Raw genomic sequence first — 16,258 nt, 5'->3', positions numbered from 1 at the left:
GCTGCCTAGGAGCAGAGTGATTGCTGCCTAAGAGCAGGCAAAAGCATTTTTTACTATCCTATAGAAGACGGATTGCAAGTCAGTAATATCGTTTTTGTTTCTAGGTTAATCAGCCCTCAGACATCAGCCATCGGCCATCTTCCATCGGAGCGAGACACTCACCCGTCCCCTCTGTACTTTGAATACCTCCTGAATAGTTTTGTAATCAGTTTAAAAATAGTTAGGTAAATATTTTGCTGTTTTTAAAAAAAATTATATCTTTGCAGCAGATAATCTTTACCTAAGTATTTTTATCCGCCTAATGAAGAAATCTCGCAGAGAGTTAAATAATGCCAACGCAGTGAAAAGAATGACCGATTTCCTTGGCCATTCCAATAATTTTGCTACTCTCTCTCTCTCTCTCTCAGGTACTTAACTGCCAGTCCACCACTAATAACATACGCCCCCGCGCGTGTAAATATACGGCTTTGCCTTTGGCGAAGCTGCTCATGCTCGGCAATGTTCAAGCGAGCTTGCATTGCGCTCGCTTACTCGCAGCTTTCCATGCTTTCTGCAATGGGAAGCCTCATTGTTTTTTGTCTATATCTAATCCATTTTTTATTATGATGAAGAAAACAACTTCTATCCTCATGCTGCTGACGATGCTGGCCACAGGGGTGCAGACTGCGTTTGCCCAGAGTGACAGCCGCGACTACAAGCGGGGCTGGTATGCCGGGCTCAGCGGCGGCACCTCCTTCGGTCAGGCCACCTTCCGCAGCATCACCGAGAGCAAGACCAACGTTGGTGCTCAGTTCGGTGTCTTCGGCGGCTATCAGTTCAGCCGCTTGTTATCAGTTGAAGCCCTCGCCACGATGGGCGGACAGAAGCAGACGTCGCTCGACTGCGATCCATTCTGGCTCGCTACCGACGGTGAGTTCACCTTTGCCCCCGTCCTCGGCAAGCAGGGCAACTACTATCGTGACCTCGAAGCCAAGACCCGCTGGATGCGCTTCGGGCTGCAGGCCAACTTCGACGTACTGTCGCTGCTGACCAAGCCGACGACACGCTGGTCTGTTACGCTGTCGCCGCAACTATCAGCCGTCACCACGCGCACCAAGCATCTTGCCACGGGCTACGAACAGGAGTTCGACCGCCAGTGGCACCTCGGTCTGGGCGGTCAGGCTGCCGTGGGCTATCGCGTGGTCCGTAACGTCGGCCTCCAACTCTATGGCGGCATCACCTGCCTGACGGGCGACCGCTTCGACAACATCCCCAAGTACTGCCACAAGAGCAACCTCATCTATGAGGCAGGCCTGAAGGTGGCTTTCCATTTTGGAAAGAAGAAGCCCGCACCTGTTGTTGAGGAGCCTGCTCCTATAGTTGCTGAGCCCGCACCACAACCAGTGGTAGAGGAACACCCCGCTGTAGAGCAGCCCATAGTAGAACAGCCTGTGGTCGAGACCGCTGCCGTAGAGGAGAAGAAGCCCGAAGTGGTGGAAACCGCTCCTGCTGACCTCCCCGCCATCTACTTCGCCAACAACAGCAGCCGCCTGACACAGCAAGAGGCTGACAAGCTCGATACTGTGTCAGAAATGATGAAGGCACAACCCGATGTAACGCTGAGCATCATCGGCCACGCCTCCAACATCGGCAGCAACGCCTACAACGACCGATTGTCTAAGCGTCGCGCCAATGCGGTGAAGGCGCTGCTTGTGCGCCGTGGTATTGATGCCAGCCGTCTGAAGCCAGTTGTTGGCCGTGGCATCGACCGCGATGCTGCCGACAGCAAGCAGGCCCGCCGCGTGGAACTGATTATTAACGACAAGAAATAAGTGATGCGTATGAATAAGAAGATATTTCCATTGATGGCGGCAGCTGCCATGATGCTGCTCTCCGCCTGCTATCACGACAAGCATGAGCTTATTCCCAATGAGAATGAGGGGCAGCCTGTGGGCTATGTGGCTCCGCAGCTCCTCTGGGAAGACGAGGCCGATGAGCCTGCTATCACATCCATCGATGCACTCTCTTTCTGGATACAAGGCTCAGACGGAGGCAACCGCACCCGTGAGTTTGGCTCTGTTGAGGAGAGTGCCGACTGGCTGCAGCAGTTGCCCGCCGGCGAGTACGACATCCTCGTCACTGCCGATATGGACGATCCCTCCGGTTATGCTACCGCATCCAACCTTACTCGCTCCAGCAGCCTCCTCGCGCCCACTGTCGTTTCGCTGAAAGATGCAGCCTCGTCGCCCCGCCAGTCATGGTATGCCGTGACCCACGTCACCATCCGCGAGGACGAGATTACCGTGGCCGACTTCAAACTCCAGCGCCTGCTGCCCACGCTCACCGTCAACGTGACAGGTGTGCCTGCGGGTACCAAGGTCGCTGTTGCCGTAGAGCGTGTGGCAGAGAGCGTCCTGCTTACCGAACAGGATACCAACGGCCGCTATGGTGTGCCAATGTCTAAGCAGACCACAGCCGACTTCGGCACCCTCACGCCTACAGCTGAAGACGCCTCTACGCACTGCCTTGACGGCAAGCACCTCATGCCTACCGCCGCCGGCGAGAGCCGCGCCCTGCTGCGCATTACGACCACTGCCCCCGACGGCACCGTGCTGACCAGTACAGCCGACTGCCCCCGCATGGAACTTGGCATGTACTACACCATGGACTTCAATTATGCCACTCTGGCTCCCTACATGCGCTTCGAGGCCATGACCATCAGCGACTGGCAGGAGGGCTGGACCATCAGCGGTGAAATCCTGAATCCCACTAATAAATAATAAACAATGTATCACAATAAAAACAACAACAAGATGAAAAAACTCAGATTCATCCCTCTGGCTGCCCTCGGCCTATTGACCGCAGCGTGCAGCAGCGATGACGCGACTTCTGCCGAGCAGCAAGCCGCCAAGAACATCACCATCGAGGCGAGCATCGGGGCTATGACCCGCGCCACGACCACGGGCAATACCACGGTGTTCGACGCTGGCGATGGTGTTAGCATCTACGCCTGGACGGGCTCGGCCACAGCTGTTGCTGCCGACAAGGTGGTCAACGGCGTTGTGAACACCCTCGGTACCGATGGCAAGTGGACACCCGCCACGCCCATGCTCTGGGCCGACATGGTGACACCCCACTACTTCCTCGGTATCTATCCGGCACGTACGGTCACTGACTTCACTGCCGACCCCTACACGGTGGACAATACCGACTATGAGCAGAGCGACCTGCTCGTGGCCCGCCAAACGAGCGGACTCACTGCCACGCAGAACCCCGTCTCGCTGACCTTCGACCACGCCATGGCGAAGCTCTACGTGAACATGAACTTCCGCAGCCAGTGGGACGCTGCCCCCGAGGTGGCTTCCTGTGAGGCTACAGCTGCCAAGAGTTGTACCATCGACTATCTGGCTAAGACCTACGCTGCCGGTGAGCAGGACGCTGTCGCCCTCACTGCCAAGGACGCTGCCGAGGGCTATGCCCGCAGTTTCAGCGGCCTGATGATTCCGCAGACGGGCTTCCGCACCGTCACGCTCACCATCGGTGGCCAGGCCTACGTCTATACCCACGCTGAGGACATCCCCCTCGAGGCCGGCAAATATACCATCGTCAACCTCATCGTGGGCCGCAACAAGATTGAGCTCGGCGAGGTGAGCATCAACGACTGGACCGAAGGCTCTACCATCAGCGGCGGACAGGCATTGCAGTAACATTTTCTTTCATTATTTATAATCAACTCAAATTAAAGTATTATGAGATTCAAAAACATTTTCTTCGCAGCCGCAGCAGCCATGGCGCTGACGGCATGCTCCAGCGACGACGCTATCGAGACCGTACAGCAGAAGTCGCAGTTCCCCGAGGACGGCGTGATGCGCTTCACCACCAACCTCGTTGACCCCACGGCCGTAACCACCCGCGCCAGCATCACTGGCAGCGACGTGAACCAGAACGGTCAGCAGTTCCAGGTGAAGATTGTCAACCCCACATCGGCCACCTACAGTTACTTCAACACCGTACAGTACGACGGCAGCGAGTGGACACCCATAAACCGTATGCTCTGGCAGAACGACCAGCAGAGCATCACCGTGACTGCCGCCTACAAGCAGGGCAAGACATTCAGCGACTATGAATTCATCGTCGGTGCCAACCTCACCGTGGCTGCCGACCAGAGCACCGAGGCCAAGCTGAAGCAGCAGGACCTGCTGACCATGCCGACTAAGACCATCGCCAACCCCTCTATCGAGGAGACGCTGATGCAGAACGGCAAGTTGGTCATCAACTTCTACCACGCCCTCTCGAAGCTCGACGTGACGCTGGACCTGGCCAACGAGTTCTACAAGAATGACCCGAAGCTGAACAATGCCTCGGACATTACCGAGTTCACCATCAGCGGCACCAACGCCGGCTACCAGTTCAAGGCCATGGAGACTGTCAATGAGAACTACGGCACCGTGACCGCTGCCGCTACACCCGTTGCTGCCGACATCCTCGCTAACCAGAGCGCTTTCACTGCAGCCACCGAGACGAACCAGCACAGCACGGCCACCTACGAGAGCATCGTAGTTCCACAGCAGATTGCCGCCGGCGCCCTGACCGTATCGTTCAAGATTGGCACGCGCTCCTTCTCATGGACCAACACCGAGGCCATCACCCTTGAGCAGGGCAAGCACTACACGCTGCCCCTCACCGTAGGTTTTGACACCACGACCCTCAATGCCCGCGCCTTCACCGTCACCTCATGGGAAGACCAGCCCGGCGACAACCTCGGCACAGAGTAATTAACTACCTTTATTAACACTAAAATAGCATAAGAATATGAAAGCAACAAAATATCTTTCCATGGCAGCCCTCGCCCTCATGGGCACCCTCGCCAGCTGCCAGAGCGACGACGAGGCCACAACAGGCTTCCGTCCCGACAATGCCGTGAGTCTTAATTTCTCTGTAGGCTCGCTCCAGGGCACCACCCGTAGCAACGCCGTCGCCACCGACGACACGCAGCGCCAGTTCAACCAGGGCGACCAGATCGCCGTCAGCACCAACGATCAGGAGGCCGTCCTCTTCCAGTGCACGTCAACCGAGAACCAGACATGGACTGAGGCAGTGCCCAACAAGTTCCTCCTCTGGACACAGAAAACGCTCACCTTCTCGGCTTACTATCCTGCAACCACCGGCACGTCGATGACCACCTTCACCGTGCCCACTGACCAGAGTAGCGTGGAGAAAATTGCCCTCGCCGACTACATGACCCGCCAGCAGTTGATCTCCCGTCCCGAGGGCGGCAGCGACATCCAGATGCAGTTGGAGCGCAAGATGGCCCGCGTCATCGTACGCATCAGCGGCTTCGGCAGCCAGTACCGTGACGACCAGAAGACCGTCGACAACGTCCGCATCTACAGCGAAGCCAGCGGCATTGCCGACGGCAATCCCACGGGCAGCAGCACTGAAATCCAGCCATACGCACAGGGCAGCAACGATGGGTGGGGCTGGAGTCAGAACTCCACCTTCACCGCCCTCGTAGTGCCTGGCTATGGTGACAGCGGCGCCCGCTTCATCCAGCTGACCGACGGCGAAGGCAGCACCCTCCTCGTGAAGGGCATCCCCGAACTGGAGGCAGGCAACAGCTACACCTTCAACCTCGTAGTGGGTAAGAACAGAATTGAGGTGGCAAGCGTCACCGTACAGGACTGGACCACCGGCGAGACACTCGCAGGCGGACAGGCACAGGAGCAGGCGGCCGCCGTCCCCATCACCGTAACGTGGAACAAAGATGATATAACCGGCAGTGGAAAATCTTTCACCAAGGACGGTGTCACTATAACTGCCGGCTATATAGACTTCGGGGAAAAGAATTTCATGCAGGGCGGAACATTTACCACCACCCTCGGCAACTTCACCAAGATTGAAGTGACTACAGGGGATTGGGACGCATCAGGCACAGGCTGGTCTGGCAGTGGACAAAGCGGCACCTGGACGGGCACTCCTGCCTCCAGCGTATCGTTCAGCGGCGATATTATGGGTATGAGTAGTCTTCCGGGTCAAAATACCAAGTTTGTGTTCACCATTGAGCCGGCGAACTGAACGCTCCCCGCTCGGGGTCTGTACCCCGCGTGAGGTAAACGATATCGTTCTTTGAACCAGTGACACCAATTCTTGCTGGGCACAATACCGTCCGACGGCACAGACTGGTCAGACGGTAAGGACATAGTCACAGCGTGATGTGGGAGTAACCCTCACACCCCGTGACCATAGCAAGCACGACCAAGCCGCCCGAGAGTCCTCATGAGAAGGCTCCCGGGCGGCTTTTCCGTATCTTTACGTCATTGCTGCTTTGCCTTGACGAAGACACCTTCCATGCCCTGACGATAGTCGCCAGTGGCATAGAGCGGATTCTTGCCGATGTAGTAGCAGTTACCTTCAAAGCCGTCAACAGCATCCAGATTAACAATCTCTGACCTGTTGATACGCACGAAGTTCTTGTGCTCCTGCAACATCTCTTCAATCCGCCACAGCCGATGATTCACCATCAGGCTCTTCCCGTCGGTCAGGAACACGACACTCCCATTCTCGAAGGCTCTCACCCACATAATCTCGTCATACCTCACCTTCTCCCACTTCTCATCAGTCTTCACGAAGAAGCCGTCCCTTACTACATACGGACTTTGCAGGCTTGGGCGAAGTGGACTATACAGCCGAAGAGTTTCTAGGCGAGGGCGACGGCAAATTCTTTGGATAAAAGAAACAGGGAGCAAGAATCTTGGTAGAAAAATAGCACAAAAAGCAGGTAATCTTACTATATATAGCTGAATTCATGAATTGACTCGAGTGATTTCATGATTTCAGCTAGCTAATTCGATGAATTCACTCGAGTGAAGATTTTGGGGGTATTACGTGACAGGAAGGATTGATGTCAATCATGAATTGCCTAATAATGTCTCTTTCATAGTCTTCTATGTTGCATTCCAAATAATTGAATTAGTAAGTCATTTTGTATAGCGTCGGATCAAAGAGACGTAACCTCGTCCAAAGCGAGCCGTAATCTCGCATGGAGTAAAATTACGGCTTGCTTCTTATATGCCTTTACCTTTCAAAGAGCATGGAGTATGACGATACTTCTTCAACACCCAACCCAAGAGCATAGAAATCTCCTGAAAAGCCTTTAAATACTGGGGAATGCGCTGGGTGGAGTGTTGCCTTAACACTAACCCCAACACCCAACCCAACACTCCACCCGACACCCAACCCTAGGGATATCAGGGAAGATCAAATCTAACGGCACGTGTCAAATAAATTCCAGGTCCATTAATCTTGGCTATTTACTCCTTAACCAAGAAAAAATTGCGCTCTGCCTAAGAAAATATTTTTTCCTAGTGAGGGCGCAATTACTACATTTAATGGTAGCAAAATTGCTTCCGTATAGTGTAAAGAAAATTCTGCACTATCAATTAAAGCCAAGAGTCTCAAGGGGGAGTGTAGGGGGTACTGTTGGGGTTAGTGTCAGGGGGAGTGTTGACACAACACTAACCCCTGCTGAATATATTGTATTTAAAGGCTTTTCAGACTATATTTCTATTCTTGGGGTGGGTGTTGCACACAAAAACAATTGTGCGTTAAAAACAGTATCGAGAAAGGTTGTTTCTCGATAAGCAACTCGTCGTTTCTCTACAAGCGAAACTTAAATAAGATAAGAATTAAACTCCACCCTTGCCAAGAGCAGACGGCAAGGGTGGAGTACTTTTATGGAGAGGGGGCTTCAGTCAATGAAGGTCAGTCGGTTGGCGATTAAATCATATCTGACAGGATGGGCAAATGAAATCGACTTGCCATCGCTAATCAGGGAGATGTCAATGCCTCGACGTTGGAACTCGTCGATGAGGGCCAGGTCGTGATAGGCACGCATACTGGTCCAGCCTCGATTGCCGACCTGGCGATTGAATACTGTTATTAATTCGGGAATTTGCATGTCTGCGAATTGCAGGGCATAGCGAATGTAATAAATGTGTTGTTGCATAATTTGGAATGTTTTTGAAGTTAATACTACCACATCGTACTGACCACCGTGGCTTCCAATGCTCGGTTGGCGAGTCCATCCGAAGATGACTGCTCTTGATGTTTCGGGTGCAAAGGTACAAATTAGTGAGCAGAAAACCAAAAGAAAATTCGATTTTCCTTGAATTGGCAAGAATTGTAATAACGAAAAAACGAGGCGTTATAACTTATAACGCCTCGTGATTATGACAATTTTATCTTTTATTTCTTTACCAGTCGTAGGTAGTAAAGACCTGGGTTGGGGGTGGTGCCGGTTGCAGAGAGGCGCACCTTATAGCTGGTCTTTATCTTGCCTTTGCTGTCCTTCATCAGTTCGGCAGGGATGGGGAATTCTATGTTATAGAAACCATTCTCGCTGTTTCTTACCCTGCCGGGGATGGTGATATCGGCCAGTTTGGTGCCATCGAGGGTGAGCGTGGCTGTACGTCCGCGGTCGTCTGTGGTGAAGCGGCACATGACAGACAGGCTGTCGGTGACGGCATCCTTGTTGAACAGTGCAAACTCTACGTAACCGCCTGCTTTGGCATCACGATAGCTCTCGCCATTGTAACTGCCCTTGCCAGAGTCGCTGCTGTAGTTGTACTCATGGCCGGCCTCGCTCTGCTGCTCACCGGGAGCCACGAAGTCGATGGTGCGGTTCTTCAGTGCCTCGATGGCTGCCTCGCTCTGAGCCATATCACTCTTGGCGAAGTTCTCTGGTGTCTGCTGATACCAGTAGCACATATAGCGGTCGTGATGAATCTGATAGAAGGGCTGCAGGGTGAGGGTAGTCCACTTATAGGTATCTACGCCAGGACGTGACACGTCAATAGTGAATTTGAGTTTTGACGAATCCTGTGTCTTGATGCGACCCAATACGTCAGAGCGGGTGCCCAGGATAAGAGGTGCCGACATCAGGTTCTTCTGACTTCCCATAACGCCGGGTGAGTGGTCCATACGGCCCTCGCCGCCATAGACATTGCGCAGTTGCTCGCTGCCATTGGTGGTGTTGGCACCCAAGAGGATAGGTCCATACTTGAAGGCGATATAGTCAGAGTAGTTGGGACACTCCTCAAAGCGCAGTTCCATGGGCAGGGTGATGGTGACCTTGTCGCCCTTCTTCCACTTGCGGTCGATGTTGACATAAGAGGCTTCGCCCGTTTGGGCGGTAGCGTCGATGGGAGCACCATTGACTGCAACGGCGAAGCCTTTGGCTGCCCATGCGGGATGACGGAGGGCAAGGGTATAGCGGCCACTCTTGCCAATGGTGAGGGTGGTGGTGTTGCTGAAGGGGAACTGCGTCTCCTGAGTGACGACGAAGTTCTTGCTGACCAGCTTGGATGGGGTGAAGAGGTTCACGAAGAGTGTCTTCTTACCATCGTGGGTATAGATGAAGTGACCATATTTTGAATGGTTCTCCATACCTGTGCCCACGCAGCACCACATGCCCTTGTTGGGCTCAGAGTAGATGCGATAGCCCTGTGGACGCAGGGTGGTGAAATAGACATAGCCACCCGTCTTGGGATCCTGTGTAGAGAGGATATGGTTCCACATAGCCTGCTCGAAGAAGTCCACATACTTGGCATCGCTGGTGCGGTCGAAGAGCATCTCGGAGAACTTCATCATGTTGTTGGTGTTACATGACTCGGGACCGTCGGGCTGGTCGATGTAGCGGTTGCCGTTGGCAGCGGCAAGGAAGTGCTCGTTCACCGAGTTACCGCCAATGCACACCGTGCGGTTGGTGGCCACATCCTTCCAGAAATTCTCTGCTGCAGTGATGTAGTTGGCAGCAGCGCCATCCATCTCGCCAATACGCTCCATACCGATGAACTTAGGCACCTGGGTGTTGGCATGCTTGCCATCCAGGAACGCGGGGTTGAGTGTCTGCATGCCGTTGAGCATACCTTTATGAGTGTATTTCTTGGCAGCAGCCAGATACTTGGCATCGCCAAAGAGCTGATAGGCATCGAGCAGAGACTCGTTCATGCCGCCATGCTCGCAGTTGAGGAAACCCTCGAAAGCCTGATCGTCGACCTTGGCAATGAGGTTGGCACTCCAATCGCTGAGCTTGCGGAACATCTCCTTTGCCTCTTTGCTGTTGCCATAGAGATAGGCATCGCGCAGACCAGCCAGGATCTTATGCTGACAATAGAAAGGCACCCAGCCCCAGTTCTTCTGAATCTTAGAGAGGTCGCCCTGATAGAGCGCCTTCCAAGAGTCGTTGATAGGCTGTCCGCCGATGAAGCCATAGAGACCATCCTTGTTGTTGTCGTACTGGTCCTGACAGTCCTTCATGACTTTGAGCATATAGTCCATACGCTCCTTCAGCACCTTCTGCATCTGGGCATCATGGCAGGCAGCATAGGCCAACGCCAGTGCCGACAGATAGTGACCGCCAACATGACCGCTGAGGTCGAAGCCGGCATCGCCACCCCAGTTCTTGAAGTTGGGGTGCTTGGTGAGCCACTGGTAGTAAGGGCTGGTGGCATCCTGCGTGTCGGCCAGTCCTGACTGACGGACATAAGGTGTGAGCAAACGGTCGACGTCATACTGCAACAGCATCTGGATATTCAAATCCATGGCTGTCTTCATAGGTCCGTCGAGAAGTGTTACTTCTTCCAAGTCGAAATGCTTGGGATAAAGTTCTGACTGTGCGTTGGCCTGTTGCATGGTTGCCAGCGTCATCAGTCCACAAAAGAATAGTTTGGTTTTCATTATGATAAGGGTTAGTTGAAAATGCCAATTGAGAGTCCAACCATCTTCTGATCCAGATGATTGTTGGTGCGGAGGTAGTCGCCATAGGCCTTGACATACCACTGCGATGGTGTATGTTTGATGGTCAGAGGGAAATTGTATTTCACCTCTGCATGACCCTGCCAGTAATTAGCGTGGTAGTAGTCCATGTCTGCCAGCCATACATTCTGCGCATAGGACGTCGTGGCATCGGCCAGGTTCAGTTCTACGTTCTTGGCGAAATGATAGGTACCTGAGAGGTCAATCCACAGTTGCTTGTTGAAGAATGCCTTACCGGCCTCAACCTGTACGTTGAAGTGGTCGTACTGGAAATCAGAGAGGGGCAGCAGGTGCTTGTTGCTGGTATGCTGCATAGAGAAGCGAAGACCGGCGTAGCTATTGATGGCGGTGCCATCGGTTACGGAAAAGCGATAATGGAATGAAGCATTGGCTGTCTTCACTTGATAACGCTTCCTATATTCTATCTGCGTCTCGTAGCGATAGCTGGTATAGCCTTTTTCGGCATCGCGCTCCTGAATGAGCTGCTGACGGTATTCATCGGCATAGCCCTGGGTGAAGTCCATATCGAGGTCGAGGTGATGGAGTAGGTCACCGCTCTTGATGCGGTTATGGGATGCCACCTTATATATATAAGAGGTGTACTGGCCCGGTTCGTATTTGTACTGTCCCCAGGCATCCTCTGTGCCACGACTGATGCTGACGGAGGTAAGGCTATTGAGACCGTCGTGCTGATAACCATAGTTGAGCTCGGCACCAAACTGATGATTCACCCACTCACGTGTGAAGCCGCTATAGCCTCCCACGATTCCGTTGGCATTCTCCATGCCACTCATGGTGTAATACATGAGGTTGGGATCGGTCTGCACCGTGGTGATATTGGGTATTTTCTCCTTGCGGCGGTTGTAATAGCCACTGACGCCAAGGGTGTGATAGCCGAAGGTGAAGGTGGCGGCAGGGGTGAGCTTATAGTCGAGCAGCTCAGAGCGTGAACGCGGGTCGCGCAGACGACTGAGGTCGCCCACTTTATAGTCTAACTTGATACCGAAAGCCATCTCGCGATCCATCGATTCGCCCGACAGGGGGATGGGGATGGTGCTGATAGCGGCCGTGCAATCGAAGTTCTGCGTGTCGTAACTGCCACTGATACTGCTGCCAGAGAAAAACGGGTTACTGTTGTAGGGGCGCATCACGTCGCACCAGGCGCGGTGCTTGGCGTGGTCCATGTCAAACTGGAACTTGCCATAGCCTACGAACAGCATGCTGATTTGCTGAAAGCGTTCGGTGGTGAACTTCAGTTGGTTGTGCTGGTCACCTTCCTGCACCCTGCTATAGTCGCCGCTGCGGTGCTCCAGATTGAATTCTGCATAACCACGGTCACGACTATTATCAAGTCCCAGACCGGCAGCATTATCGGTTTGGTGCCACAGCTGCATGGCATCATCATAGCGATACTCGCTCTCCTGAGCAGAGGCTTCTATCGAAACTAGTGAGACTAGTGATGCAAGTGAAACTATAGAAAATATCTTATTCATCGTATTCGCGGGGCTTGATAGTGGTAGATACTTTGAAGTCGTTGCTGGAGTTGTTGGTGTCCATCAGGACGGCATGACCATCAGTGGCATGCTTGCTGGTCTTGCGATAGACCACCTCGCCATTACGACCAGAGGTAGAATTGATATAGGTGTAGCCGGCATCCAAGTCGTCATAGAGACGCTTGGTGGCGACGTCAACACCGGTGTTTTTATTGGAAAGCACTTCCACTGCATCGAGAATCATACGTTTCGGTAGCAGTTTCCATTGGTTGCCGCTGGTCTTGCCGTAAGGATAGGTCGTAGGCAAAGAAGCCGGATCCTCGTCGGTACGGAAAATGACGACACCACAGGGGCCGCTCTGTACCAAATTCATGTTGGAGATAGAGGGATACATCGTATAGATAAGTTCCAATGCCGGTGTGGCAGGATTATTCTGTACGGGATTGCTGCTATAGTCCTTAGCCTCGAAGTCAGCACCGGAAAGGTCGTATTCCATTGATGTGTTGTTGGCGGTATGGTCTATGGCACTGTTTACAATCAGTACACTGCCGCCAGCGGCAACCTTATGGCTGGTTGTGGCAGGGATGCGGAAGATCTGCTTCAGCAGTACCACGGAGTCGGCATAGGCATCATGCAGGTTCTGCAAGGTGTAAGCCTGCGTGCTCTCGGCCTCTACCAGACCGATGTAAAAGCCTGCCACATCAATCTCCTTGTTACTTTGATTATAAATCTCAATGAATCTGCCAGCCATGTAGTTGCGATTGTTGTTGTCTTTAGAGCCAGCATAGTAAATCTTGCCAATGATGATGTCCTGATTGATGCTCAACTGCGTAGAGAGGGTGATGGTCTGCTCTTCCTTGATGAGGAGGGAGTTTTGCGAGCCAGAGACAGTACAACCACTCACGGATTGATTGCTGCCTGTAGCCTGATGATACTCAGCCTCTGTAATTTCCCATGAGCACGAGATGTCATAGACATCAGGGATAATGCCATTGAACGTAGCCACGCCATTGGCATCGGTTGTGGCAGAGAGACGCGTGCTGCCTTGCTGCAGTATAACCTCATGGCCTGCAAGGGTAGAGGTGCCAATGAATTCCTTTGGCATCAGGATTTGGACGCGTGCGGATGTTTCGCTGGTAGCATCGCTATAGTCTACACACGAAGTGAGAGCAAACAGTCCGCAAGCGACTAATATCGTATGAAGTCTTTTTGTCATAGTCATTCTCCAGTTCTGAATAATTAGAATTTCAGTGAGAGTTCAGCACCGAAAGCAAACTTTCCTGTGTTGCGTTGTGAGAGTGTAGATGTCTTATTGCCTTTCAGATAGGGCTCGTAGAACAGGCAGTTGTCCACATAGAGTGAGAGGGTTCCCGTCTTACTGATTTCTTTTGTCAGACGGGCCGAGAGGTTCCAGGTGGTAGGCGACTCCGTAGGTTCGTTGTCTGAGTATTTCAACTGCAGCTTCTCATCGTTGGTGGCAATCTGCCCGCCGTCGAAGGTGATATAGTCGGCAGAGTTGATGTCATGATAGACAAGGTCGCTGCTGATCCATCCGATAGGATTCTTGTCGGCAGTGTAGCTCCATGTAGAGTTGTGCCAGATAGCCTGTGCCGTGAACGAAGCCACCATATTTAGTTGTGGGATATGGGTGACGGCACGCAACGTGGTGACAAAGCGGCGCAGGCGGGTATAGTCGAGACCGGAAGGATAGACTATACGTACGGGTGAAATGTTACGGCCGGCGTACTTTGTACCCGTGAGCAGCGCAGCAGGCACGGACATAGTGTTCATGCGTGTGCTCCAGTCGGTCTTGGTCTCGTTCCATGCACCACTGAAATAGAGGTTTGTCTTCAGCGGTTTGATCTCTCCAAGGTCGAAGTCGTACTCCACACCGCGGTTGATGGTCTTATCGGTATTAGCCAACTGACCGGTCGTGGCGAAGCAGGTGAACTGATAGGCATAGCCAGTAGAGAAATCAGGCTGACCATCGCTTCCGATTGTTGGCATATGGGTATCGTCGAAGAGATTGTAGGTATAGGTGAAATAGTCGGCGGCTGCCTCAAAACCATTAGGCGTACGATCCTCGTAAGCCAGGATGCTCAGCTTGCGGTTGCCGGGCAGTTTGATGTCGGCACCCACTTCTACCTTTGTCGTCGTGGCGTTCTTCAGTCCCTTGGAGCGCTGTACGTCATAGACTTCGGTATGCGTGTAGTAAGCCGGTGTGGCTGCCATGGTGAAATTGCCAACGAGGTCATCGATATATTTCTTGTCGGGATAGAGGTGCATCAGTCCGGGCGTCTTGGAGTTGAGGCCGATACCACCGCGGATGTCGAGCCATTTTGTCACGGTGAACGCAGCATTCAGACGGGGCGAGAGGGCGGTGGTAGCCACATCGCTGAAGGGCTGCATTGACGTGAAGCGCAGACCGAAGTTGATGCGCAGGCGGTTTACCTTATTTATATTATAGGTGAACTGGTCTTCAACAAAGGCTGACAACTGATGCAGGCCGGGGATGTCATCGAAGGCTCGGGGACGACCATTGCTGTTGGGACGGTAGGGCAGACTCTCGTCGGCATTGTAATAGCCGCGGCCTGTGTTCCAGTCGTAGTGATAGTCAACGCCCACCTTGAAACTCTGAACGGTCTTTCCACTGCGCCAGAAGAAATCATCGGTCATCTTAAAGAAGATATTTCCCGGACGACTCTCAGTGATACCCGTTGCCAGATAGGATGAAGTAACCCATGGAACTGAGTAGTAACCAGTCTCGCGAGCCGTGAGTATGGGTAGCAAACCACTGCTGACGGATACAAAACTGGTGTTGCGGGTGTCGGTCTGCGTCATGGTGACACCAAGCGTATATTTCAAAGAGCGCATCAACGGCAGGTCCATACGGATACGTCCGTTATGGTTAAGTCCAATGGTGGTAGTCTTTGACTTGTTCTCAGTACCGTCCTGAATGGCATCGGGGTCCTGACCAGTCCAGTCCTTGGCCTGCATGAAACGCAGTTTGGTGTCAGCATGCCAGCGGGGAGTGATGTCATAGCCCCATCCGATATTAGCGGTGTAACGGTCGAAAGAGCGTGTCTTCTGACGTGGGTCGCCCCATGCCTTGGCATAGTCGAAACTGGCATTGATGATGCCTGCCTTGTCAAGAGAGAAACCCTTGCCTACGCTATAGTTCTGAAGGCCCGGATTAATCTTGGCTTTTACCTGCCATGGCGTGGCACCAACCTTGGAATGAACCACCACGAGTCCGCTGGTCAGGTCGCCGTATTCGGCTGAGGGAATACCACGGATTACCTCTACCTCCTCAATGTTATCGGCTGAAATCTGACGCATATCAGAACCGGCAAAGGCGGTGCCAGAGAAGGCACCCTGGCCTATCTCACCATTATTGGACATCGGTACACCATCCACAACGATGCTGGTACCGAAGGCCATGGTGGAGTTATTCTGAAGTGTGCGCAGTTGCAGTCCCTGTTTGGCAGTGAGGTCAGGACGGTCCATCAGCTGTCCTGGAATCAGTTGCATCACATCAGCCAGTGACGTGGCCTGCAGGTGATCGATAGCCTGACGACCGATGACATTGGCCGTTGAGGCTCCACTCTCACGTTGACGCGCCACTACCTGCACCTCACGCAGCGACAGGGAGGAGGGTGTCATCTGGAACTGCATCTGCAGGTCCTTGCTGATTTTTACACGTGTGTTGACTGGTTCGAAACCTACATAACTGATTTGCAGGGTGTACTCACCTGACGGGATGTTGTTGATGGTAGCCTTACCATTAACATCGGTCACGGCCATTGCCCCGATGGGCTGCAGTTGCATGGTGGCCATGATGATGGCATCGCGGGTGCCTTTCTCAGTGACCGTGACATTCAGCGTGTGTCCGCCTTTCTGAGCAAATGATATAGCAGAGAAAAGGAGGGCAATTGCCAGGACTAGGGACTGTTTGTGACTTCTGTGCATAA

The 16,258-nt window shown here is 53.0% G+C and carries 11 protein-coding genes and 1 riboswitch; of the genes, 5 read left to right on the top strand and 6 right to left on the bottom strand.

What is annotated here, in order from left to right; all coding sequences use genetic code 11:
• Nucleotides 1-602: 602 nt before the first annotated feature.
• Genes L6466_RS09450 through L6466_RS09430 form a run of 5 tightly spaced genes read left to right on the top strand, consistent with a single transcriptional unit; the run spans nt 603 to nt 6,054 of the window.
• Nucleotides 603-1,811 (top strand): OmpA family protein, encoded by a 1,209-nt coding sequence (locus L6466_RS09450; protein WP_237795775.1) that lies wholly within the window; start codon nt 603-605, stop codon nt 1,809-1,811.
• A 9-nt stretch (nt 1,812-1,820) separates the two neighbouring features.
• Entirely contained in the window at nt 1,821-2,759 is a 939-nt protein-coding gene (locus L6466_RS09445; RefSeq protein WP_237795782.1) for a FimB/Mfa2 family fimbrial subunit, read from the top strand.
• A 33-nt stretch (nt 2,760-2,792) separates the two neighbouring features.
• Complete coding sequence (locus L6466_RS09440) at nt 2,793-3,686, top strand: fimbrillin family protein (protein ID WP_237795784.1); 894 nt, start codon at nt 2,793-2,795, stop codon at nt 3,684-3,686.
• A gap of 42 nt (nt 3,687-3,728) precedes the next feature.
• Complete coding sequence (locus L6466_RS09435; RefSeq protein WP_237795786.1) at nt 3,729-4,754, top strand: fimbrillin family protein; 1,026 nt, start codon at nt 3,729-3,731, stop codon at nt 4,752-4,754.
• A gap of 37 nt (nt 4,755-4,791) precedes the next feature.
• A complete protein-coding gene (locus tag L6466_RS09430) occupies nt 4,792-6,054 on the top strand; it encodes a fimbrillin family protein (protein ID WP_237795787.1) in 1,263 nt (420 codons plus the stop codon).
• Between the two features lie 239 nt (nt 6,055-6,293).
• Here L6466_RS09430 and L6466_RS09425 read toward each other — a convergent pair whose 3' ends face one another.
• The 6 genes from L6466_RS09425 to L6466_RS09400 all read right to left on the bottom strand — a co-directional run bounded on the left by L6466_RS09425 (nt 6,294) and on the right by L6466_RS09400 (nt 16,256).
• Nucleotides 6,294-6,605 carry a LytR/AlgR family response regulator transcription factor gene (locus L6466_RS09425; protein WP_237795789.1) on the bottom strand — a complete coding sequence of 104 codons (312 nt, stop codon included), beginning with the start codon at nt 6,603-6,605 and terminating at the stop codon, nt 6,294-6,296.
• Nucleotides 6,606-7,726: 1,121 nt separating this feature from the next.
• Nucleotides 7,727-7,984 (bottom strand): hypothetical protein, encoded by a 258-nt coding sequence (locus tag L6466_RS09420; protein ID WP_237795791.1) that lies wholly within the window; start codon nt 7,982-7,984, stop codon nt 7,727-7,729.
• Nucleotides 7,985-8,091, bottom strand: a riboswitch (SAM-I-IV-variant riboswitch).
• 132 nt (nt 8,092-8,223) lie between these two features.
• Nucleotides 8,224-10,716, bottom strand: a complete 2,493-nt coding sequence (locus L6466_RS09415) for a glycoside hydrolase family 127 protein (RefSeq protein ID WP_237795792.1) — start codon at nt 10,714-10,716, stop codon at nt 8,224-8,226.
• Nucleotides 10,717-10,727: 11 nt separating this feature from the next.
• Nucleotides 10,728-12,287 (bottom strand): DUF6850 family outer membrane beta-barrel protein, encoded by a 1,560-nt coding sequence (locus L6466_RS09410; protein WP_237795794.1) that lies wholly within the window; start codon nt 12,285-12,287, stop codon nt 10,728-10,730.
• Complete coding sequence (locus tag L6466_RS09405) at nt 12,280-13,503, bottom strand: DUF4876 domain-containing protein (RefSeq protein ID WP_237795797.1); 1,224 nt, start codon at nt 13,501-13,503, stop codon at nt 12,280-12,282. The genes L6466_RS09410 and L6466_RS09405 overlap by 8 nt, the downstream gene beginning before the upstream one ends.
• Before the next feature lie 23 nt (nt 13,504-13,526).
• Nucleotides 13,527-16,256: a TonB-dependent receptor gene (locus L6466_RS09400; RefSeq protein ID WP_237795799.1), complete on the bottom strand. Its 2,730-nt coding sequence runs from the start codon at nt 16,254-16,256 to the stop codon at nt 13,527-13,529.
• Nucleotides 16,257-16,258 lie beyond the last annotated feature (2 nt).

The sequence above is a fragment of the Prevotella communis genome (genome assembly GCF_022024175.1).
In the GTDB taxonomy this organism is placed as follows: domain Bacteria; phylum Bacteroidota; class Bacteroidia; order Bacteroidales; family Bacteroidaceae; genus Prevotella; species Prevotella communis.
The sequence above is the reverse complement of the archived record's forward strand: the minus strand, read 5'-3'. Positions and strand labels throughout refer to the sequence as shown.

Bases quoted from the DNA above. Each gene is read 5' to 3' on its own strand.
- L6466_RS09450 (WP_237795775.1), top strand. From the start codon at position 603: ATGATGAAGAAAACAACTTCTATCCTCATGCTGCTGACGATGCTGGCC.
- L6466_RS09430 (WP_237795787.1), top strand. From the start codon at position 4,792: ATGAAAGCAACAAAATATCTTTCCATGGCAGCCCTCGCCCTCATGGGC.
- L6466_RS09415 (WP_237795792.1), bottom strand. From the start codon at position 10,716: ATGAAAACCAAACTATTCTTTTGTGGACTGATGACGCTGGCAACCATG.
- L6466_RS09420 (WP_237795791.1), bottom strand. From the start codon at position 7,984: ATGCAACAACACATTTATTACATTCGCTATGCCCTGCAATTCGCAGAC.
- L6466_RS09405 (WP_237795797.1), bottom strand. From the start codon at position 13,503: ATGACAAAAAGACTTCATACGATATTAGTCGCTTGCGGACTGTTTGCT.
- L6466_RS09445 (WP_237795782.1), top strand. From the start codon at position 1,821: ATGAATAAGAAGATATTTCCATTGATGGCGGCAGCTGCCATGATGCTG.
- L6466_RS09400 (WP_237795799.1), bottom strand. From the start codon at position 16,256: ATGCACAGAAGTCACAAACAGTCCCTAGTCCTGGCAATTGCCCTCCTT.
- L6466_RS09410 (WP_237795794.1), bottom strand. From the start codon at position 12,287: ATGAATAAGATATTTTCTATAGTTTCACTTGCATCACTAGTCTCACTA.
- L6466_RS09435 (WP_237795786.1), top strand. From the start codon at position 3,729: ATGAGATTCAAAAACATTTTCTTCGCAGCCGCAGCAGCCATGGCGCTG.
- L6466_RS09440 (WP_237795784.1), top strand. From the start codon at position 2,793: ATGAAAAAACTCAGATTCATCCCTCTGGCTGCCCTCGGCCTATTGACC.